Source organism: Sphingomonas psychrolutea, assembly GCF_014636175.1.
Taxonomy (GTDB): Bacteria; Pseudomonadota; Alphaproteobacteria; order Sphingomonadales; family Sphingomonadaceae; genus Sphingomonas; species Sphingomonas psychrolutea.
The window spans coordinates 1-20414 of record NZ_BMDW01000005.1 but is presented as its reverse complement, the minus strand read 5'-3'; the positions used below and the strand labels follow the sequence as shown (position 1 = coordinate 20414).

Here is a 20414-nt window from a genome sequence, read left to right as displayed (position 1 = left end):
CGGGGTCCCCTCTTTGCCAAGCACGGTGCCGCCGCAATGATCCCGACCGATAGCGTCGCGCTTGACCAGTTTCGCGCAGCGGTCTGCGCCGAGCCGGCGCTTGAGCAGCGTCTCGGCGGAATTGTCGAAATGATGGAATTCATCGGCGTGGTCGCCGCGGAAGCAGCCGCACGCGGGATCACGCTCGATCCCATCGTGGTCGAACGCACCCTCTCGCCCGATCCGCTCGGGCTCGACCGTTTTCGGCTGGAACCGATCACCGGCGACGCGATGCCGGGGCCGGCGTGGCTTCCCGCCGCGATCGTCGAAGCGCCAACCGGGCCCGCGATCGACTGGTTCTATCTCGGCGCGAGCGGATTGAGCGGTCCGTTCTTCGAGGATTCGATTCGCCGCGGGCGGAGTCTGCCGATTAGTCGGTTCATCCGGCACCGGACACCGCTCGTCACCCTGCCCGAATCGGTGGCAGCGGCGGGGGCAGTGCCCGACGGGTTGATCTTCCATCTCTCGCGCTGCGGATCGACCTTGGTTGCGCAAATGCTCGCGGCGTTGCCGGGAGCGGTCGTCGTGTCGGAGCCGCAGCCGTTCGACTGGGTGCTGCAATATGCGCACAATGCGACCGGGCAGCCAATCGCGCAGCGGCTTGCGCTGATCCGCGCGATGGCCGCAGTGCTGGGCCGTCACACCATTGGCGGACACGGCTTCGTCATCAAGCTCGATTCCTGGCACACCCGGGCGTTGCCGCTGCTGGCACAGGCATTTCCGCAAACGCGATGGATCTTTCTGTACCGCGATCCACTCGAAATCATGGCTTCGCAATTTCGCCAGCGCGGGTTCCAGACGATCCGTGGCGGGATCGGGCAAAGCGTGTTCGGGATCGACGAGGCGGGGCTTTCCGAAGAGGAGTATTGTGCTTGCCTGCTGGAGCGGACCTGCGCGCCGATTCTCGACGCGATCAACGGTCCAAGCGGCATGCTGATCAATTATGCCGAGCTGCCAGGCGCGGTCGAGCACCGAATTTTGCCGCATTTCGGGATTGCGCTGAATCCGGCGGCGCGTCCGGCGCTAGCGGAGGCGACGGCGCGCGATGCAAAGGCGCCGTACACCACCTTCGCGCCCGACACGGACGCCAAAAGACGCGAAGCGAGCGCCGCGGTGCGTGCGGCGGTGGCGCGCTATCTCGATGCGCCGTACCGGCGACTGGAAATGCAACGGACCGGTGGCTGAATGACGACAGCTTCTTCACCGCGCAGAAAACACCAACGGTGACAGCGCCCCCCCCCCCGGCGAAACATTTCTGCGCTTGGTCGATACCGAATTTGTCGTTCGTTGTGAGGACCGGCAGGATATCGTGTGGATTGAAGCCGCCAGCACGCCGCCTTCAGTTTGATTCTTTTTGGGTCGGTGCCCCGATTGCGTAATCGCCCATCTGATCGAGATCGCGCATCCCGCGCGCGAACCGTTTGAGATCGGCCTGTCCCCGATCGCGCGTCCCCCTGAGCGCGCGTTTCACTATGAGGCGCTGTTCAAGGGAGCGTGCCACTCCATTTCCGCGTCGATCTCGCTACGTTCGGTCTCGCGAAACCCCTTGCGCTCGTACAGTCGTCGCGCCGGGTTGGTATGTTCGACGCGTAGTGAAACACTGCGACCGAGCGTCGCGGCCTCGGCCAGGATCGAATCCAGCAACGTGCCGCCAAGCCCGCTGCCGCACTGTTCGGGCAGTAACGCGATATCGACAAGCTTATGGTCGTGCGGGCCGCGTAACAGGCACAGGCGACCTACGGCCACCCCGTCCAATTCGAGCACACTGAAATCGGCCCCGGCGTAAAAGGTGCGGTAATGGTGCCGCCGCGCCTGATCTTGCTGTTCGAGCAGCATGCGCTTGTGTGCGTCGGCGAGCGGCAGCGGCGCGAATTCGGCCCAGCGTCCCTCGATCGTCAAACGCCGAAGGAATGGATCGTCTTCCGCCACCTCGGGCCGGATCGTCAGTGCCGCCATATCAGTTGCGCGCCATGAAGGTTCGTACCGCCCAAATGCAGGAATTTACCGCAAGGATCGCATGGCTATGGGGAGGCGCGTGGCTATTCCCTGCTCCCGGTACGCGGCACTCGTCAGCGATGCCCCCGTTCAACCTGGCGTAGGGCGCGTGGCGTTGCGCGGGCACGCCTGCCTCCCCACCGATTACAAAGATCAACAGATCGGCGCCGGTCTCCATCCCGACGGCGATGCCCCACTGCACGTTTGCGAGCGCGAAGGTGCTCGCCCCGTTGCCATCGCAGTTGGTGCTGATAATTGAAATCAAAGTCGTGTTCGATGAGATTGCGAGAAATTGCCCGCGGCCCAACATCCCGCTTCGCGGCGCGCGGTTGAAGCCGAGGGGGCGAGTTTCGCCGATAGATGGGGTAGGCATGTGCTTTGTCCCGACCGCTCAATTCTGTGACCGAAGTAACGCCGTTGAGGGCGATGATACACTTCAAAGCCAGCACCGGCACGATATCCCGGATGATGCGTGATGCCGCGCGCGCGGCCGATCATGAAAGCGCGATGCACCGTTTCGGTTATCGGTAGCAGGCCAGCCGCCTTATGCGCATAAAGCGGACCTCCACATTGGTCGCATGGGGCAGAGGTAGGATGCACGGCTGGATCGACAGTTTGGGCAAGACGGCGGGCGGGGTGCTCAACGCGCACGGCCCAGCGGTACCCGCCACCGCCACGACCTATTCCCCCGGCGATGTCAGCATCCACTTCTTTCTGCAACTCGCCGTTATTCTGATTGCGTGCCGGATCGTCGGATGGCTCGGCAAACGCTTTCTGGGTCAGCCGCAAGTCGTCGGGGAAATGATCGCGGGCGTGGTGCTCGGCCCGTCCTTGCTCGGGCTGTTCTTCCCCGATCTGCAGGGCGCGATCTTCCCCAAGGAAACCCGTAACGTGCTCTATGCCGGGTCGCAGCTTGGGGTCGGTCTCTACATGTTCCTCGTCGGCACGACGCTGCGGCTCGACCATTTCCGCGCCAAGGCGAAGAGCGCCTCAGCGGTATCGTTCGCAGGCATCGCCGCACCGTTCGGGATCGCGGTGCTGATCACGCCGCTGTTGCTCGGAGTCCCCGGACTGTTCGCGCCCGGCATCACTCAGGCAAACGCCACGCTCTTCCTCGGTGCCTGCATCGCGCTGACCGCATTTCCGATGCTGGCGCGAATCATCACCGAGCGCGGGCTTGGCGACAGTGCGCTCGGCACGCTGGCGCTGACCGCGGGCGCGTTCGACGACGCGGTGTCGTGGTGCGTGCTCGCGGTCGTGCTGGCGACGTTCGGCGGCGGCGCGGGCGTTGCGATTCTGGCGATCGGGGGCGGGATAGTGTGGGCGGCGCTGGTGCTGCTGTTCGCGCCGCGCTTGCTTGCACCGCTCGGGCGCCGGGTCGAGCGTGAGGGCAGCATGAGCCATTTCGCGCTCGCGGTCGTGCTTGCGGCGTTCTGCACATCGGCATTTCTGATGGACGCGGTCGGCATCCACGCGATCTTCGGCGGTTTCATCATGGGCGTCGCGATGCCGCGCGGGCTGCTCAGCAGCGAGATCAAACGCACGGTCGAACCGCTCGCGGTGGTCCTGCTGCTGCCGATGTTCTTCACCTATTCGGGGCTCAACACCCGGCTGGATATGGTCAATTCAGCGCCACTGTTGCTGGCCGCGCTGCTGATCCTGCTCGCCTCGATCCTCGCCAAGGGCGGCGCTTGCTATCTCGCGGCGCGGCTGTCGGGGGAGGATAATCGCACTGCGCTCGGCATTGGGGCGCTGATGAATTCGCGCGGGCTGATGGAGCTGATCATCATCAATATCGGGCTGCAAAAAGGGATTATCGGGCCGACGCTGTTCGCGATGCTCGTGCTGATGGCGATCGTTACCACGGTGATGGCGACGCCTTTGTTCGAATTCGTCTATGGCAAGCATGTCCGCGCGACCGACCGCGTGCGCGCTTGATACAGGCCAGCCTCTGCAAAGCTTTGAATGCCGTTCGCGCGGATTGCGTTGGCCGCCACTCCATGTAAATCCTCGGGCCAGCGACACGCCTTCGGGAAATGGAGTGAGACGTTGCCATTTGGGGATTTGGTCGGCGTAGACTTTGCGGATTCATATTGGCGCCACGTTGCGCCGACCGAACTTGCGCTGGCGGCAGTGGTGGCGGCGCAGCCCGACGAGCCCGAGCTGCGCTTGCTTGCCGAAAATCTGCCGGCGTTGTGCTGGATCGCGGACGGCGCTGGTGCGATCGGCTGGTACAACCGGCGCTGGCACGATTATTGTGGCAGCACGCCCGAGGCGATGTCGGGCTGGGGTTGGCAAGTGGTCCACGACCCTGCCATCCTGCCGACGGTAATGGAGCGCTGGACCGCCTCGATCGCGACCGGGGAAGCGTTTGAAATGACCTTCCCGCTGAAGGGCGCGGATGGCGTTTTCCGTCCCTTTTTAACCCGGATCACGCCGCTCAAGGATCAGCACGATCGGGTCGTGCGGTGGTTTGGCACCAACACCGATGTCACCGCGCAGCACAAGGCCGAAGCGGCGCTGGCGGCGAGCGAGGCCGAGTTCCGCACCTTCGCCCAGGCGATGCCCAACCAAGTCTGGGCGGCGCAACCCGATGGCTTGCTCGATTGGTTCAATCAGCGCGTCTATGATTATAGCGGGTTCGCCGAAGGGGCGCTTCACGGCGATGGCTGGGCGGCGATGGTCCATCCCGACGATGCCGCGCGTGCAACCGAACGGTGGCGTGCGTCGCTGGCATCCGGGGAGCATTACGATACCGAATTCCGCCTGCGCCGCGCGGACGGGGGGTATCGCTGGCACATCGCGCGGGCTTTGCCGATCTGGAACGGCGAGGGCATCATCGCGCGCTGGATTGGCACCAACACCGACATTGAGGAGCAAAAGTCATCGGCCGCAGCGCTGGTCAAGCTCAATGCGACGCTTGAGCAGGAGGTCGCGCGCCGCACCGCCGATCGCGACCGGGTGTGGCGCAATTCGCAGGATCTGATCGTCATCGTCGACGGCGACGGGGTGTTTCGCGCCGTCAGCCCATCGGTTACGACGATCCTCGGCTGGGCACCGGAGGAGTGGCTGGGCCGGTCGCTGTTCGACTTTGTCATGCCCGATGACACACAAGGCACGCGCAGCGCCTTACACCATCTCGCCGAGCAGGCCTTGCAAGGTTTCGAGAATCGCTACCGTCACAGCGATGGGAGCGTCCGCTGGTTGTCCTGGGTCGCGACCGCAGAGGATGGTTTGATCTATGCGACCGGACGCGACGTGACCGCCGAAAAGGCCGCGGCGGCCGATCTTGCCAGGGCGCAAGAGGCCTTGCGACAGAGCCAGAAGATGGAAGCCGTCGGGCAGTTGACTGGCGGCATCGCGCACGATTTCAACAATATGCTGGCGGTCGTGATGGGGTCGCTCGAATTGCTGGGTCGGCGCTTGGCGGACGGGGATGCGCGCGCGCAACGCTATATTGACGCGGCGACCGACGCCGCCCGCCGCGCGGCGTTGCTGACGCAGCGCCTGCTCGCCTTTTCGCGCCAGCAACCGCTGCAACCCGAGGCGATCGACGCCAACAAACTCGTGTCCGGCATGTCGGATCTGCTGCGGCATTCGCTCGGTGCCGATGTCCAGCTTGAAACCGTGTTGGCAGGCGGGCTGTGGCGCACGCATGCCGACCCCAATCAGCTCGAGAACATCCTGCTCAACCTCGCGGTCAACGCGCGCGATGCGATGCCCGATGGCGGGCATTTGACGATCGAAACGCAGAACGCGCATCTCGATGAACGCTACGCCGCTGCCAATCTTGGCATCAGCGCAGGCCAATATGTCCTGATTGCGGTGACCGATACGGGAAGCGGGATGCCCCCGGAAGTGGTCGAAAAGGCGTTTGATCCGTTCTTCACCACCAAGCCGGTGGGTAAGGGGACGGGGCTGGGTCTGAGCCAGGTCTACAGCTTCATCAAGCAATCGGGCGGGCATGTAAAGATCTACACCGAGCAAGGGCTCGGCACTACGATCAAGCTCTATCTGCCGCGGCTGCGCGGCGCAGCGCAGGCCGACCCGGCTGCCGCTGAAGTGCCGGAAATGCCGCGTGGCGACGATCGCGAGGTCATCCTGGTCGTCGAGGACGAACCCGGCGTCCGCCAGTTCAGCGTCGATGCGCTGACCGAGCTTGGCTATCATGTGCTGGAAGCGGATTGCGCCGCCAAAGCGCTGCGGCTGCTGGAAGAGCATCCCGAGATCGTGCTGATGTTCACCGATGTCGTGATGCCCGAGATGAACGGGGCAAAGCTTGCGGAGGCGTCGCGGGCGTTGCGGCCGGCGCTGAAGATTTTGTTCACCACCGGCTATACCCGCAACGCCGTCGTCCATAACGGCAAGCTCGACGAGGGGGTCGATTTGATCGGCAAACCGTTCAGCCTGGAGGCGCTTGCCGCAAAGATCCGGGCGGTGCTCGAAGCGCGCTGAGCGCGGCGTCGATGGTTGATCCAAATCTAGACGATTTCGCCGGTCCCTTTTTTCGGTCCGCGCGTTTGGGATGCTGCCGCGCGCCGCGGCGGAGGATGGATCAATGGCACGCAGCACCGCCAAGGGCGACACGGGTAAACGCAAGGGCGAGAGCGTCAAGAAGGCCCCGCGGGCCCCAGCCGGTGCAGACGCGCCGACCTCTTATGCTGAAGCGCAGGGGCAAGGCGGCGAGACGCACCAGACGACATCCGATGCGACGATGACGCTTACCAGCCAGCAGGGCATCCCGGTCGGCGACGCGCAAAACAGTCTGCGGGCAGGCCCGCGCGGTCCGACGCTGCTCGAAGATTTCCAGCTGCGCGAAAAGATCTTTCACTTCGACCATGAGCGCATCCCCGAGCGCGTCGTCCATGCGCGCGGTTACGGCGCGCACGGCGTGTTCGAACTGACCGACAGCCTCTCCGACATCTGCCGCGCCAATGTGCTGGGCGAGGTCGGGCAGCAGACCGAGGCCTTTGTTCGTTTCTCGACCGTTGCGGGCAGCAAGGGTTCCCCCGATCTGGCGCGCGACGTGCGCGGGTTCGCGGTGAAGATGTACACGCGCGAAGGCAATTGGGACCTCGTCGGCAACAACATTCCCGTGTTCTTCATCCAGGACGCGATCAAATTCCCCGACCTGATCCACGCGGTAAAGGAAGAGCCCGACCGCGCCTTCCCGCAGGCGCAAAGCGCGCACGACAATTTCTGGGATTTCGCTAGCCTGATGCCCGAGGCGTGGCATATGGTGATGTGGCAGATGTCCGACCGGACCATCCCGCGCTCGCTGCGGACGATGGAGGGGTTCGGCATCCACAGTTTCCGTCTGCTCGATCAGGACGGTAACTCGACCTTTGTGAAGTTCCACTGGAAGCCGCGCCAGGGCTTGCAATCGGTGCTGTGGAACGAGGCGGTCAAGATCAACGGTGCCGATCCTGATTTTCATCGCCGCGACATGTGGGACGCGATCGAATCGGGCGATTTCCCGGTGTGGGATCTGGGCGTGCAGCTTTTCTCGGAAGAAGACGCCGCCAAGCTGCCGTTCGACCATCTCGATTCGACCAAGCTGATTCCCGAAGAGCTGATCCCGGTGCGGATCATCGGCAACCTCACGCTAAACCGCAACGTCGAGAACTTCTTCGCGAGCACCGAACAGGTCGCGTTCTGCACGTCGAACATGCCGCCAGGGATCGATTTCAGCGACGATCCGCTGCTGCACGGGCGCAATTTCTCGTATCTCGATACGCAGTTGAAGCGGCTTGGCGGGCCGAACTTCACGCATATCCCGGTCAATGCGCCGCGCTGCCCCGTCATGAACTTCCAGCAGGATGGTCACATGGCGATGACCAACCCCAAGGGTCGCGTGAATTACGAGCCCAATAGCTGGGGCGCCGAGGCCGGCCCGCGCGAAAATCCGGCGCGCGGCACGACGAGCTTCGCAGCGGGGTTCGACGGCCCCAAGCAGCGCGTCCGCTCCGAGAGCTTCTCGGACCATTATAGCCAGGCACGGCAGTTCCTGCGCAGCCAGCAGCCGATCGAGCAGAAGCATATCGGCGATGCGCTGACGTTCGAGCTGTCGAAGGTGACGCGCGTCGACATCCGCGCGCGTGCGGTGTCGCATTTGCTCAACATTGACGCCGATCTGGCGGCGACGGTGGCCGACGGGCTCGGCATGGCGCTGCCGGAGGCGGCGGTGGCAGCCAAACCGACGATCGATTTGCCGACGTCGGACAAACTCAGCATCCTCGCCAACGGTCCCAAGGATTTCAAGGGCCGCAAGATGGGGATCGTGCTGACCGACGGCTCCAATGCAACGCTGTTCGATGCGCTCATCGATGCATTGGAGGCCGAAGGTGCGGTATGGGAGGTCGTTGCGCCGAAGATCGGCGGCGTGACGCTTGATAACGGGACGGCGGTCGCCGCGAAGCAGAAGATCGATGGCGGGCCATCGGTGCTGTACGACGCGGTGGCGGTGCTGCCATCGGCGGCAGGCGCGGCGTTGCTGGCAAAGGACGCGGCGGCAAAGGATTTCTGCGCCGACGCCTTCGCGCATTGCAAATATATCGGCTTTTCGGCCAGTGCAGCCGCCTTGTTCGACGCGGCACGCATTCCGGAAACGGACGCGGGCTTCGTACAATTGGCTAAGCCGAAGGACGTACGCGGGTTTGTCGTGACGTGTCGCGCGCTGCGATTTTGGCCGCGCGAAACCGCCGTTGATCTGGATGCGCAGGGATAGACGCTGCGAAAAGCGTGTGGCTGGTAAATGTCTGGCGACCGCTTGAAACCGCGGTCGCACGGTGTCACATGTTGCGGTGCAGCATAGAAATTGCCGCTGTCGGAGTCTTCATATGCGATCCATCAACGATACGATCGAGCGTCTCGCGCGCGCCAGAGTGCCCGGGTTGGCTGGTGTGAGCGGCACCGAGCACCGCCATTTGCGCGCGCTCGGCGACTTCGGCGCGAATCCGGGCGGGTTAAGCGGCTGGTACCATGTTACCGAAGGCGCCGATGCGATGCCATTGGTCGTGGTCCTGCATGGCTGTACGCAGGATGCGGCATCCTACGATCGGGGGTCGGGCTGGTCCGACCTTGCCGCGCGGTTCGGCTTCGCTGTGCTGTTCGCCGAACAGGCGCGCGCGAACAATCCGAACGGGTGCTTCAACTGGTTCGTTCCCGGCGACACGCGTCGCGATGCCGGTGAGGCGGCATCGATCCGCCACATGATCGCAGCGATGCTGGCACGCTTTCCGATCGATCCGGCGCGGGTCTTTGTCACTGGGCTATCGGCGGGCGGCGCGATGACGTCGGTGATGCTCGCGACCTATCCCGAGCTGTTTCGCGGCGGCGCGATCATCGCCGGGCTGCCGTACGGTGCGGCGGCCACGATGGCGCAGGCGCTCGATCGGATGCGTGGGCAGGGGCATGGCGATGACGCGGCCTATGCGGCGGCGGTGCGCGCGGCATCGCCGCATCGTGGTCCCTGGCCGAGCGTGAGCGTCTGGCAGGGCGAGTCCGATCATACCGTCAATGCGGTTAACGCTGATCGTATCGTAGGGCAGTGGCGCGCGCTCCACGGTGCCCAAGCCGCACCCGATATGGAGACGGTCAGCGGGAAGCTGCGCACGCGTGCATGGCATGCGCCCGATGGCACGGTGCTGATCGAGGAGCACCGCATTGCGGGCATGGGGCATGGCACGCCGGTCGCCACACACGGCGAAACCGCGTGCGGCTGCGCGATGCCGCATATGCTCGATGTCGGCATTTCGTCGACTTGGCAGATCGCGCATGGCTGGGGGTTGCTGGAGGGCGTGGAGCGGGCGCGATCCTCTGCCCCGCCTGCCTCGCCGCCTTCCTCGCCGATTACGACAGTCCAGGCGACGATCGAAGCGGCGCTGCGCTCAGCCGGACTGATGCGCTGACCGCATAAAGCTCACACCTCGCCGGGCGCAAACCCGAGCGTATCGAGCAACGCGGCGCGCGCGGTGCGGCATTGCTGCCACAAAGCGGGATTGCCGAGATCGGCGGGCGCGATCGTCTCGGGCCAATGCCGTTCGACCAGCGCCGCGAGCAGATCGCACCGTGCCGGATCGAGCAGGAAGCGCGGGTCGATCGCGGCGTGCGCGGCCTCGTCCACCACTACCCGCAGCCGCAAGCACGCCGGACCGCCGCCGTTGCGCATCGATTCGCGCAAGGTCAGCACTTCGACGCGGCGGATCGGCCCGTTGCCTGCGAGCAATTCCTGCAGCCATGCCCAGACCTCAGGGGTCTCCTGGCATTCGCTCGGTACGATCAGCGCCATCGTGCCGTCGGGCAAGGTCACCAGTTGCGAATTGAACAGGTATGACTTGATCGCGGCTTCCAGCGATACGCGCGCCGCCGGGACTTCGACGATCACCGCTTCGGGCAGGCGCGCGCGGATAAAGGCGAGGACCGCCGCCGGATCCTCGAACGCCTGTTCGTGTGCGAACAAAACGGTTTCGTTGGCAACCGCGACGACATCATTGTGGAACGCCCCCGCCGCGATCGCCGCGACGCTTTGCTGGACGAGCAGCACGTCGGCGGGATCGAGCCCATGGCGCCGGACGACGGCGGCGCTGGCGGTGCGGTTCTGGCGCGCCGGAAAACCTGCCGCGCTGCGCTCGCCATAGACGAACAGCTCGATCCCGCGCGCGCCGTGCTGTCTGGTCAGGCGCATATGGTTGGCAGCGCCTTCGTCGCCTAGCGCGGCGGGCAGGGCATCGTGCACCGTGAAATGCGCGGCATCGCCAAAGGCCAGACGTAACTGCCGCGCGATCTGTGGATGTTCGATGCTCCGGTGCAGCATCGTCGACAGGTTCGCGACCGACAGGTGGCAGCGACCGTCGCCAGAATCGGGCGCGGGCGAGACGGTCGCGGCATTGGCGGCCCACATCGCCGAGGCCGAACAGACATTGCCGAGCAAAATGGGGTCCTGCGCCCAGGCAGCGGCGAGCACGGCATCGTCGTCGCCCGGAAAGCCCAGTTCGCGCAGCCATGCCGCGGCGGGGCGGTCGTGCGGCACCAGCAGCCCTTGCGACAGGCCGAGGTCGAGCATCCGCCGCATTTTGGCGATGCCCTGCAACGCGGCCGCGCGCGGGGCCGAGACCGACCCGGCATTGCTGGTCGCGGCGAGGTTGCCGAACGACAGCCCGGCATAATTGTGGCTCGGGCCGACAAGGCCGTCGAAATTGATCTCGCGCACGGTGTTTCCTCTCAAGCGAGCGTTTCGCCCGCTAACAGCTCGGTGTCGATCTGTGCCTGCATCATCGCCGGATAGCGCGCGCCGTCGAGCGCGTTGGGCGGGAACAGCGCGTCGACAGCGGCGAGCACGTCGCTGCCCAGCGGCTTGGTTGCGGCGGCCATATTCTCGGTCAAATGCGCGATGCTGCGCGTTCCCGGGATCGGTACGATCGTCTCGCCCTGCGCCAGCACCCAGCCAAGCGACAATTGCGCCGGGGTCAATCCGGCGTCCGCCGCAATGCGTTCGAAGCGCGCGACGATTTCGAGGTTGCGCGACAGAAACGGCGCGACGAAGCGCGGCATCATCGCGCGGATATCGCCCGCCTCATACGTATCGTCGCGTACCGCCCCGGCCAGCAGCCCGCGCGCCACCGGCGAGAACGCGACGAAGCCGATGCCGAGTTCGTTGCACGCCGCCAGCACGGCGACTTCGGGGTTACGCACCGCGGGCGAATATTCGGTTTGCACCGCGGCGATCGGATGCACCGCGTGCGCGCGGCGGATCGTCGCGGCCGACATTTCGGACAGGCCGATCGCGCCGATCTTGCCCGCCTCTTTCAGCCGCACCAGCGCGCCGACCGACTCCTCGATCGCGACGCGCTTGTCGAGCCGGTGGAGATAGACCAGGTCGATATGATCGGTGCCGAGCCGCGACAGCGAACCCTCCACCGTCTTGGCGATGGCGGCGGGCGATCCGTCGAGGCCGCGCTTGCCGTCGATCATGTCGAGCACGCATTTGCTCGAGAGCGTAAACTCGGCGCGGCGGTGCATCACGCCCTGCGCGAGCAGCCGTTCATTATTGCCGCTGCCATACAGCGCGGCGGTATCGAGCAAGCTGCAGCCGAGATCGAGCGCGGTGTTGAGCAATGCGAGCGCGGTCGCGGTGTCGGGCGGGGTGCCGTACGCATGGTTGAGGTTCATGCATCCCAAGCCAATCGCCGAAACGGTGAACGGGCCGATGCTACGCTGCGGATAGGTCAAAGGATCAGCCCCGGATCATGATGAATGGGCAGGCTGTACCGCTGCCGAAGGGGCGCTGTCTATGTGCCGCTCAGGCGGCGTCGCGCTTTGCCAGGCGGCGCTGCGCCACGCGTACGCTGCCGACGAGGCGCGACAGGATGAGTTCCTCGATGCCGGCATAGCCCAGCCCGAGATGCGCGGGCCGCACCGACGTCGCGTCGCCGAGCTTCAAGGCACCGGTACGCAGACCCGCCCGCCCGATCCGCGCCCAGCGCCGCGCGGTTTCCCAGCGGATCAGGCTGCGGCTTTCAGAATCGGGGCTGTGCTGCGCCAGAAAATCGTCTTGCAGCCGGACGAGCGCATCGCCGACCGCCGCCAGCGTCGCGCGGTCGGGCACGGGCTGCTGGCTCATCACATGGGTGACGATCAGGCGCGCGGTGTCGGCGGCGGCATCGCCGAACAGCGGGGCATAGACCCCCGCGAGCACGTCTGCGGCGCGCCCGCGCATCGCCTCGGCCTGCGTCTGCGAGGCACCGCCGCCGTGACGGCGATACGTCATGAGTTCGTCGTCGAGCCGCGCAATCCCGCCAGAAGCGCTGATGCGGTGATACAGGTCGAAATCCTCGGCATAGACGAGGTCTGGCCGCTGGAACGGATCGAGCCGTCGCGCGGCATCGGCGCGCAGCATCACCGAGGACCAGACCAACGGATTTTCGATTCGCAGCAGCCATTCGATCAAAGCGGGCGTGGACAGCGGGGCGAGCGAGGAGGGGAGAATCGTCCCGTCCGACAACACATTGGCGGCGGTGCCGACGAGCACGATCTCGGCATGCGCGTCGAGATAGGCGACTTGGCGGGCGAAACGATCGGGATGGCACAGATCGTCATGATCGAGCGCGGCGATGTAGCGCCCGCGCGCCGCGGCAAAGGCGGCGTTGCGGGTCAGCACGACGCGCCGATTGACCGGCGAGCGGATCAGGCGGATCCGTGGATCGGCAAACGCCTCGATCACCGCGACGGTGTCGTCGGTCGAGCAATCGTCGACCACGATCAGTTCGAAGTCGGTAAAGGTTTGTGCTTGCAACGACGCGATCGTCTCGCCGACGAGGCTCGCGCCATTATAGGTCGCCATCAGCACGCTGATCGTGGGGGTCTGGGGGGCACTCATGCGACGGCGCGCGCCGCGTCGCCCAGCACCTGGTCGACGATCATCGCGCCGACATCGTTCTGCCATTGCCACAGGCCATTGGCCTGACCCGAGAAGCTCGCCTCGCCGCCAAGCTTGCCCCACGGCACGAACCCAGCGGCAAGGCCGATGCCGTACAGGCCGGGGATCGCCGTGCCGCTGGCGTCCAGAATGCGGCAATGGCGGTCGACCATCGCTGCGCCATGATGGGCGGCCAGCGCGACATTGCGGCCGTCGCTGTCGTGGATTGCGAGGGCGCGCGGGCGATAACCCAATGCCGCAATGACGAGGTCGGCCCCAGCCAGGTGCGCGCGGGCGATGGCATCGTCGTCCCCGCTCACTTGATGCACGGTGAGGCGCGGATCGGGCACGCGGCCATCGACGCGGAGCTGGCGCAGCACGAGATCGCGCGCTTCAAGCCGGAAGCCGGCCAGGCGATAGACAAAGCCGCTGACCGGGCAGATGTCGTCGGGTCCGAAATCGGTGAAACCCTCGGCCAGTGCCGCCTCGGGCGTCGGGTAAAAGGGCCGCAGCGGACGGCGATGCAGCAGCGTGATTGCGCCTGCACCCAGCGGGATCGCCTGTGTTTTGAGCAGCAACACGATCGTCGCGATCGCGCTGGTCGATCCACCGATCACGACGATCTTCGGGTTGCGCTTGGTTGACAGCAAATCGACGATCTTTTGTGGTCCGCCGAGTGCTAGTGCTTCGTCCGATTGCATCAGCCGGTCACCGACCTCCTGCACCAGCGATACACCCCCGACGCGCTGCGCGGCGAGCCGGTCGAGCGGTTGGTGCCCCCCGGTCGCGACCAGCACGGCGCTGGAAAGCTGGTCGAATTCCTGGCCGTCGGCACGGCGGCGCAAGCGGCTCGACCAGAGCCCGCCGGTCGTGCGGGTGGTGTGGAGGACCTCATGCCCGGTCAGCACCGTGCCGCCATGCTGGCGGACGAGCGCGTGCAAGCGCTCGCCGGTCGCACGCACAAACGGCCCCGCCTCGACCAACGGCACGCCGAGCGCACCGACATACTGCCCGACCGCGCGGCCTGCCGGATGATCGACCAGCGCGGCGAGTTCGGGGTGGGGATTGTCCTTCACCGCACTCAGGAAGGTCTCGGCGGTCGAATCCGAGGTGATCGCATAGCGCCCGATCCGGCCCTCGCCGAGCGCATCGTCGCGCTCAGCGATGACGATGCCGGAGGCGGCGAGCTCGGCCAACCGGCCACGCTTGCTCGCGGCGGTGAGCATCGCGGTGCCAGCCGGGCCTCCGCCGACGATCAGCAGCGAGGCGATCGGATTCGTCCGCGCTCGCGCAGGGACGCGGGCTTCGGCGGCGAGGATGCGGTTGAATGCGGTGGCGATCACCGTGACATCGGCCACCGTCATCGCATCGGTAATCGGCAGCGAAAGCGATCGCCCCGCGACCGCATCGGCGACCGGGGTGGGCAGGATCGTCGCGGTGCGGCGGAACAGCGGCTGCTCCCCCAGATGCGGGCTGAAATAGCGGCCCGATCCGATTCCCTCGGCCGCAAGCGCCGCACCGATCGCGTCGCGGCGGTGTGCGAGGCCTTCGGGCAATAATATGGGCATGAACTGGCTCGCGCGGCGTTGGCCCTGTCCGGCCTGAAACGAAACGGCCTCCAATTGCGCGCGGTACGCCGCTTCGAGCGCGGCGCGATGATCGCATACCGCATCGATCTCGGCGAGTTTCGCGCGCGCCATCACGGCGATCACTTCGGGCAATTTGGCGTTGATGCCGGGGAGCGTGGCGCTGCGTCCGGCTTCGAACCCGAAATTGGTCATCGCGCGCAGCCGATCGATCAGCCGGGTGTCGCCCGAATGGATCAGCCCGCCCTCGGCGACCGCGAAGGTCTTGGTGGCGTGCATCGAATAGACGGTGGCGAACGGCGCACCGGTGCCGAAGCCAGCGCCGCCCTCGTCGAGTGTCCCGAGCGAGGCGGCGGCGTCGATCACCACGCCGACGCCGTGTTCGCGTTGCAGCCAGGCGTAGCGGTCGAGGTCGATTGCGGTGCCGAAGGTCGCGTAGGGCAGTATCACGGCGACGCGATCGCCATAGTCGCGCAGCAGCCGTTCCTCGGCCGCGCCGCTTGCGGTCCAGTCGGCCGGGTCGATGTCGCAGATCAATGGGGTGAGACCCGCCCACAAGGCCGCTTGCGCGGTGGCGGCGAAGGTGAGCGCGGGCATCAGCGCGAAGCGGCCCGCGACATGCTCGCCCGCTGCCTCGCGGATCGCGATCATCAGCCCGAGCGTCGCATTGCCGACCGCGAGACACGCGCCCTGCCCGCCAAACAGCTGCGCGGTCGCCTCCGCTTCGAACGCGCGCACCTCGGGGCCGTTGTTGCTGAACACCCCTGATGCCTCGACGCGGCGCAGCGCCGCGACGTGTTCGCTGAGGCGCGGCGGATTGGGAGCAATCAAGGGATAACGCATGCGGACGAAGGGCCTGACTGAAGTATGACGCGTCCTGTGTGCCCCGCCGCCCCCTAAAATCCGGTTACGCTCGCTATATCCGTTGCAATACACTACCTTTCGGTTGCGCGCACGCCCCTGTCCACGGTATCCGGGCATATCTAGGAGACGCGCGATGGCGACCGAATTTACGCTCAACGGGGCTGCCGCCCGGTTCGACGGAGACCCCGACACGCCGCTTCTGTGGGTGTTGCGAGATCACCTCCAACTCACCGGCACCAAATATGGCTGCGGAATCGCGCAATGCGGCGCGTGCACGGTGCACCTCGACGGCAAGAATCGCCGGTCCTGCGTGACGCCGATCGCGAGCGTTGCCGGGCGCAGCGTCACGACGATCGAGGGCGCCACCGGCAAGACCGCCGAAGCGGTCAAGGCCGCCTGGGTTGCAATCGACGTGCCGCAATGCGGCTTCTGCCAGTCGGGGCAAGTGATGTCGGCGATCGGGCTGCTTGCGGCGAAACCCAACCCGACCGACGCCGATATTGACCACGGCATGGCGGGCAATATTTGCCGCTGCGCGACGTATGTCCGCATCCGTCAGGCGATTAAAGACGCCGCCAAACATGTGGAGACGGCAGCATGAACGCCCCCACCAAAATCCCCGTGGCGAGTCGCCGCGATTTCCTCGCTGGTTCGGGCCTCGTTATCGGTCTGGCTTTGCCGATGGGCAAAGCGGCGGCGAAGGCGGCACCTGCCGGAGAAGCGACACCGTTCGCGCCCAACGCCTTTGTGCGGATCGCCGGCGACAACACCGTCACCGTTATCATCAAGCATGTCGAATTCGGCCAAGGTCCGGCGACTGGCCTGTCGACGATCGTCGCCGACGAACTCGACGCCGATTGGGGCCAGATGCGAATCGCTTTCGCGCCCGCGAACGACCCACTTTACAAGAATCTCGCCTTCGGCACGATGGGCACCGGCGGATCGACCGCGATGGCCAATAGCTGGATGCAGATGCGTAATGCCGGGGCTTCGGCGCGCGCGATGCTCGTTGCTGCTGCCGCCAGGACCTGGGGTGTTCCGGCGGCCGAGGTGACGGTCGCCAAGGGCGTCGTTAGCCATGGCGCGAAGACCGCGACCTTCGGAGACCTCGCCGCGACCGCCGCGACGATGCCGATCCCCGAAAAGCCGACGCTCAAGACACCGGCGCAATGGACGCTGATCGGGCGCGACACACCCAAGCTCGACAGCCTGGTCAAGACCAATGGCAGCGCGCAATTCACGATGGACGTGCAGCGGCCCGGCATGGTCGTGAGCGTAATCGAACATGCGCCAGCCTTTGGCGGGACGGTCAAATCGGTCGATGATGCGGCCGCACTCGCCATTCCCGGCGTGGTCGCGGTCAAGACGATCCCGCAGGGCGTCGTCGTCTATGCCAAGGACACGTTCGCGGCGATGAAGGGCCGCGCCGCGCTGAAAGTCGATTGGGATTTGTCCAAGGCCGAGACGCGCTCGACCGACACGATGATCAAGCAGTACATCGCCGCCGCCGCCACGCCCGGTGTCGAGTGCGAAGCCGAGGGCAATGTCGCCACAGCGCTCGCCAGTGCCGCCAAGCGGATCGAGGCGACCTATGTCTTCCCGTTCCTGGCGCATGCGCCGATGGAAACGATGGACGCAGTGATCGAACCGAAGGACGGCGGCGCGGATTTCTACGCGGGCAGCCAGTTCCAGGTCGGCGATACCACGGCAGTCTCGAAGGTGCTCGGCGTGCCGTTCGCTGGCATGACGCTGCACGAACAATATGCCGGTGGCAGCTTCGGTCGGCGCGCGACGCCCGACATGGGCAATGCCGTCGAGGCGGCGATGGCGACCAAGGCGTTTGGCGGCACCACCGCGGTCAAGCATGTCTGGACGCGCGAGAATGACATTCGCGGCGGACGCTATCGCCCGCTGATCGTCCACACGATCAAGGGCGGGGTCGATGCCAAGGGCCAGATCGTCGGGCTCGACGCGGTCGTCGCCGGGCAGTCGTTCATGCGCGGCACCGGCTTCTTCAACCCCAGCGCCAAGTTCGACGAAGCGATGGTCGAGGGGCTGACCGGCAGCGCCTACGCCTTTCCGGCGTTGCGTGTCGGCGCGAACGAACTGAAAAATGGCGTACCGACGTTGTGGTGGCGCTCGGTCGGCAACACCCACACGGCCTATGTGATGGAGACGTTCCTCGATCGCCTGTTCGAGCTCGGCAAGCAGGATCCGATCATGGGCCGGATCGCGCTGATGAAGGATGATCGCGCGAAGGCGGTGCTGAAGCGCGTTGCCGAAGTGGCGGGCGGGTTGTCCGCCAAGTCCGGTCGCGCCCGCGGTGTCGCGTTCCACAAGAGCTTCGGGTCGTACGTCGCACAGATCGCCGAAGTCTCGGTCGGCGCCGACAAGCTGCCGCGCGTCCACAAGGTGTGGGCGGCAGTCGATTGCGGCGTGCCGATCAACCCGAACGTGATCCGCGCGCAGATCGAGGGCGGGGTCGGCTTTGGCCTCGGGCATGCGCTCTATGCCGAAATCACGCTGGGCGAGGGGGGGGTGGTGCAACAGTCGAATTTCGACACCTACCGCTCGCTCCGCATGGCGGAGATGCCCGAGGTCGAGGTCGCGATCATCAACTCGACCGCGAACCCGACCGGGATCGGCGAACCCGGCTTGCCGCCGATCGCCCCCGCCGTCGCCAATGCGTGGCGCAAGCTGACCGGCAAAGTCGTCACGCGACTGCCCTTCGCCCATTCGGAGAATGCATGATGCGCGGCAATACGATTGCTTTGGTGATTGCGACGGCGATCCTGCCGACCGTGCTGCTCGCACGCTCCGTCCTGCCCGCGCCCACCCCGCTCAAGGATCCGACTGCGTTCGCGTCGATCGCCGATCCGGCGAAGCGCTCGGTCGCGTTGTTCGGGGAGATGGGCAAAGTGATCCAGTCGCCACGCTGCCTCAATTGTCACCCGCGCAGCGACCGGCCCAATCAGGGCGAAGCGATGCTGCCGCACAATCCGCCGGTGATCCGCGGTGCCAATGGGCATGGTGCGGCGGGCCTCGAATGCGCGACCTGTCACGGCACTGCCAACGTCACTTTTGCCAATGGTACCGGCAGCATGCCCGGCGCACCGGAATGGCAGCTCGCCCCGCTGTCGATGGCGTGGGAGGGCAAGTCGCTCGGCGCGATTTGCGTGCAAATCAAGGACCGCGCGCGCAACGGCGGCAAGTCGCTCGCTGACCTCGTCGACCATAATGGCAAGGATGCGCTGGTCGGCTGGGGCTGGCACCCCGGGCTTGGCCGCACGCCAGCACCCGGCACGCAGGCGCAGTTCGGCGCGCTGACCAAGGCATGGGTCGATAGCGGCGCAAAGTGCCCGGCGTGACGCCAGCTTTCACCACGATCCGGCTCGACATTGCGGACCAGATCGCGACGATCACGCTCGATCGGCCTGACAAGCTCAACGCGTTCAACGCCGCGATGCTCGCCGATCTGATCGCGGCGTTCGATGCCACCGACGCCGATGACGGCGTGCGCGCGGTGATCGTCACGGGCGCGGGACGTGGTTTCTGCGCCGGGGCCGATCTGTCGGGCGGAGCGGCGACCTTCGATTATGACGCGAGCGGCGGGTGGAATGGCGCCGAATCGCCGGTGCGCGCCGATGGTAGCGTCGATTATGCGCATCCCGCGGTGCGCGATGGCGGCGGGTTGCTGAGCTTGCGCATCTTCGCCTCGAAAAAGCCCGTGATCGGGGCGATCAACGGCGCGGCGGTCGGCGTTGGTGCGACGATGACGCTGCCGATGGACTTCCGCCTGGCGAGCGACGCCGCGCGCTTCGGCTTTGTCTTTGCGCGGCGCGGGATCGTGCCCGAGGCGTGTTCGAGCTGGTTCCTGCCGCGCCTCGTCGGGATCGGGCAAGCGCTGGAATATTGCTATTCGGGCGCGGTGTTCGATGCGGCCGAGGCGCTGCGTGGCGGGCTGGTGCGGAGCGTGCATGCCCCCGACGATCTGCTCCCGGCGGCGCGCGCGCTGGCGCTACGGTTGACCGCAGAGGGCGCACCGGTGTCGATCGCGCTGATGCGCAAGATGCTCTATGCCGGGTTGGGCGCGCCGCACCCGATGGACGCGCACAAAATCGAGAGCCGCGCGATCTGGGCGCGGGGGGCGAGCGCCGATGCCAAGGAGGGCGTCACCGCGTTCCTGGAGAAGCGTGCGGCGGTGTTTCCCGATTCGGTCGCCGACGCGTGGGATACCTTCGCGCCGTGGTTCGATAAGCCGGAGTATCGGTGAAACCCCATATCGCTTCCCCGGCGAAGGCCGGGGTCCAGTCGCGCGACGAAGCGGAAGGAGCGCTGCGCTCCATCACCACGACCTCTGTAACTGGGCCCCGGCCTTCGCCGGGGTGGATAAAGCGGGGGAGGCTGGTCCCTAGAGTCTGACTCGCCCGTCTTGAATCGTGAGGATTCCCATTGGGCTGCGTTTGTGATTCACTCTGCGGGCTGAGCAGGGAGGATACGGTGCGAGCCTATTC

The 20414-nt window shown here is 65.9% G+C and carries 15 protein-coding genes; 9 read left to right on the top strand and 6 right to left on the bottom strand.

From position 1 onward, the window contains the following. The first annotated feature begins 36 nt into the window (after positions 1-36). Positions 37-1224 carry a sulfotransferase gene (locus IEV62_RS05300; RefSeq protein ID WP_188445831.1) on the top strand — a complete coding sequence of 396 codons (1188 nt, stop codon included), beginning with the start codon at positions 37-39 and terminating at the stop codon, positions 1222-1224. Between the two features lie 285 nt (positions 1225-1509). Here the strand turns inward: IEV62_RS05300 and IEV62_RS05295 are convergent, their stop codons facing one another. Both IEV62_RS05295 and IEV62_RS18410 read right to left on the bottom strand, forming a co-directional pair. Then, positions 1510-1995, bottom strand: a complete 486-nt coding sequence (locus IEV62_RS05295) for a GNAT family N-acetyltransferase (RefSeq protein ID WP_188445830.1) — start codon at positions 1993-1995, stop codon at positions 1510-1512. Between the two features lies 1 nt (position 1996). Beyond that, the gene (locus IEV62_RS18410; protein WP_373868551.1) at positions 1997-2407 is read right to left on the bottom strand and encodes a tail fiber protein; all 411 of its coding nucleotides are present in this window, start codon (positions 2405-2407) and stop codon (positions 1997-1999) included. Between the two features lie 221 nt (positions 2408-2628). Here IEV62_RS18410 and IEV62_RS05290 point away from each other — a divergent pair, with 221 nt between their 5' ends. The 4 genes from IEV62_RS05290 (at position 2629) to IEV62_RS05275 (ending at position 9944) form a co-directional block, all read left to right on the top strand. Then, positions 2629-3972, top strand: a complete 1344-nt coding sequence (locus IEV62_RS05290; protein ID WP_188445829.1) for a cation:proton antiporter — start codon at positions 2629-2631, stop codon at positions 3970-3972. A 111-nt stretch (positions 3973-4083) separates the two neighbouring features. Then, the gene (locus IEV62_RS05285) at positions 4084-6489 is read left to right on the top strand and encodes a hybrid sensor histidine kinase/response regulator (RefSeq protein ID WP_229732835.1); all 2406 of its coding nucleotides are present in this window, start codon (positions 4084-4086) and stop codon (positions 6487-6489) included. Positions 6490-6592: 103 nt separating this feature from the next. Further along, the gene (locus IEV62_RS05280) at positions 6593-8761 is read left to right on the top strand and encodes a catalase (RefSeq protein WP_188445827.1); all 2169 of its coding nucleotides are present in this window, start codon (positions 6593-6595) and stop codon (positions 8759-8761) included. Between the two features lie 112 nt (positions 8762-8873). Next, complete coding sequence (locus IEV62_RS05275) at positions 8874-9944, top strand: extracellular catalytic domain type 1 short-chain-length polyhydroxyalkanoate depolymerase (protein ID WP_188445826.1); 1071 nt, start codon at positions 8874-8876, stop codon at positions 9942-9944. A gap of 11 nt (positions 9945-9955) precedes the next feature. Here the strand turns inward: IEV62_RS05275 and IEV62_RS05270 are convergent, their stop codons facing one another. The 4 genes from IEV62_RS05270 to IEV62_RS05255 form a co-directional block, all read right to left on the bottom strand. Beyond that, positions 9956-11245 (bottom strand): N-succinylarginine dihydrolase, encoded by a 1290-nt coding sequence (locus IEV62_RS05270; RefSeq protein WP_188445825.1) that lies wholly within the window; start codon positions 11243-11245, stop codon positions 9956-9958. An 11-nt stretch (positions 11246-11256) separates the two neighbouring features. Next, positions 11257-12264, bottom strand: coding sequence for an aldo/keto reductase (locus tag IEV62_RS05265; RefSeq protein ID WP_268234229.1), 1008 nt, complete (start codon positions 12262-12264; stop codon positions 11257-11259). A 70-nt stretch (positions 12265-12334) separates the two neighbouring features. Beyond that, positions 12335-13411 carry a glycosyltransferase family 2 protein gene (locus IEV62_RS05260; RefSeq protein WP_188445823.1) on the bottom strand — a complete coding sequence of 359 codons (1077 nt, stop codon included), beginning with the start codon at positions 13409-13411 and terminating at the stop codon, positions 12335-12337. After that, on the bottom strand, positions 13408-15879 hold the full coding sequence (locus tag IEV62_RS05255; protein ID WP_188445822.1) for a DegT/DnrJ/EryC1/StrS family aminotransferase: 2472 nt from the start codon (positions 15877-15879) through the stop codon (positions 13408-13410). The genes IEV62_RS05260 and IEV62_RS05255 overlap by 4 nt, the downstream gene beginning before the upstream one ends. Before the next feature lie 154 nt (positions 15880-16033). Here IEV62_RS05255 and IEV62_RS05250 point away from each other — a divergent pair, with 154 nt between their 5' ends. Genes IEV62_RS05250 through IEV62_RS05235 form a run of 4 tightly spaced genes read left to right on the top strand, consistent with a single transcriptional unit; the run spans position 16034 to position 20173 of the window. Further along, positions 16034-16501 carry a (2Fe-2S)-binding protein gene (locus IEV62_RS05250; RefSeq protein ID WP_188445821.1) on the top strand — a complete coding sequence of 156 codons (468 nt, stop codon included), beginning with the start codon at positions 16034-16036 and terminating at the stop codon, positions 16499-16501. Then, on the top strand, positions 16498-18651 hold the full coding sequence (locus tag IEV62_RS05245; RefSeq protein ID WP_188445820.1) for a xanthine dehydrogenase family protein molybdopterin-binding subunit: 2154 nt from the start codon (positions 16498-16500) through the stop codon (positions 18649-18651). The genes IEV62_RS05250 and IEV62_RS05245 overlap by 4 nt, the downstream gene beginning before the upstream one ends. Beyond that, positions 18648-19268 carry an Isoquinoline 1-oxidoreductase subunit gene (locus IEV62_RS05240; RefSeq protein ID WP_229732834.1) on the top strand — a complete coding sequence of 207 codons (621 nt, stop codon included), beginning with the start codon at positions 18648-18650 and terminating at the stop codon, positions 19266-19268. Before IEV62_RS05245 ends, IEV62_RS05240 begins: the two co-directional genes overlap by 4 nt. Further along, the gene (locus IEV62_RS05235) at positions 19265-20173 is read left to right on the top strand and encodes a crotonase/enoyl-CoA hydratase family protein (protein ID WP_229732833.1); all 909 of its coding nucleotides are present in this window, start codon (positions 19265-19267) and stop codon (positions 20171-20173) included. The genes IEV62_RS05240 and IEV62_RS05235 overlap by 4 nt, the downstream gene beginning before the upstream one ends. Positions 20174-20414: the final 241 nt, after the last annotated feature.

What these genes read in the sequence shown, in the direction of transcription:
- IEV62_RS05300 (WP_188445831.1), top strand. Translation starts at nt 37, where the DNA reads ATGATCCCGACCGATAGCGTCGCGCTTGACCAGTTTCGCGCAGCGGTC.
- IEV62_RS05295 (WP_188445830.1), bottom strand. Translation starts at nt 1,995, where the DNA reads ATGGCGGCACTGACGATCCGGCCCGAGGTGGCGGAAGACGATCCATTC.
- IEV62_RS18410 (WP_373868551.1), bottom strand. Translation starts at nt 2,407, where the DNA reads ATGCCTACCCCATCTATCGGCGAAACTCGCCCCCTCGGCTTCAACCGC.
- IEV62_RS05290 (WP_188445829.1), top strand. Translation starts at nt 2,629, where the DNA reads ATGCACGGCTGGATCGACAGTTTGGGCAAGACGGCGGGCGGGGTGCTC.
- IEV62_RS05280 (WP_188445827.1), top strand. Translation starts at nt 6,593, where the DNA reads ATGGCACGCAGCACCGCCAAGGGCGACACGGGTAAACGCAAGGGCGAG.
- IEV62_RS05275 (WP_188445826.1), top strand. Translation starts at nt 8,874, where the DNA reads ATGCGATCCATCAACGATACGATCGAGCGTCTCGCGCGCGCCAGAGTG.
- IEV62_RS05260 (WP_188445823.1), bottom strand. Translation starts at nt 13,411, where the DNA reads ATGAGTGCCCCCCAGACCCCCACGATCAGCGTGCTGATGGCGACCTAT.
- IEV62_RS05255 (WP_188445822.1), bottom strand. Translation starts at nt 15,879, where the DNA reads ATGCGTTATCCCTTGATTGCTCCCAATCCGCCGCGCCTCAGCGAACAC.
- IEV62_RS05250 (WP_188445821.1), top strand. Translation starts at nt 16,034, where the DNA reads ATGGCGACCGAATTTACGCTCAACGGGGCTGCCGCCCGGTTCGACGGA.
- IEV62_RS05245 (WP_188445820.1), top strand. Translation starts at nt 16,498, where the DNA reads ATGAACGCCCCCACCAAAATCCCCGTGGCGAGTCGCCGCGATTTCCTC.
- IEV62_RS05240 (WP_229732834.1), top strand. Translation starts at nt 18,648, where the DNA reads ATGATGCGCGGCAATACGATTGCTTTGGTGATTGCGACGGCGATCCTG.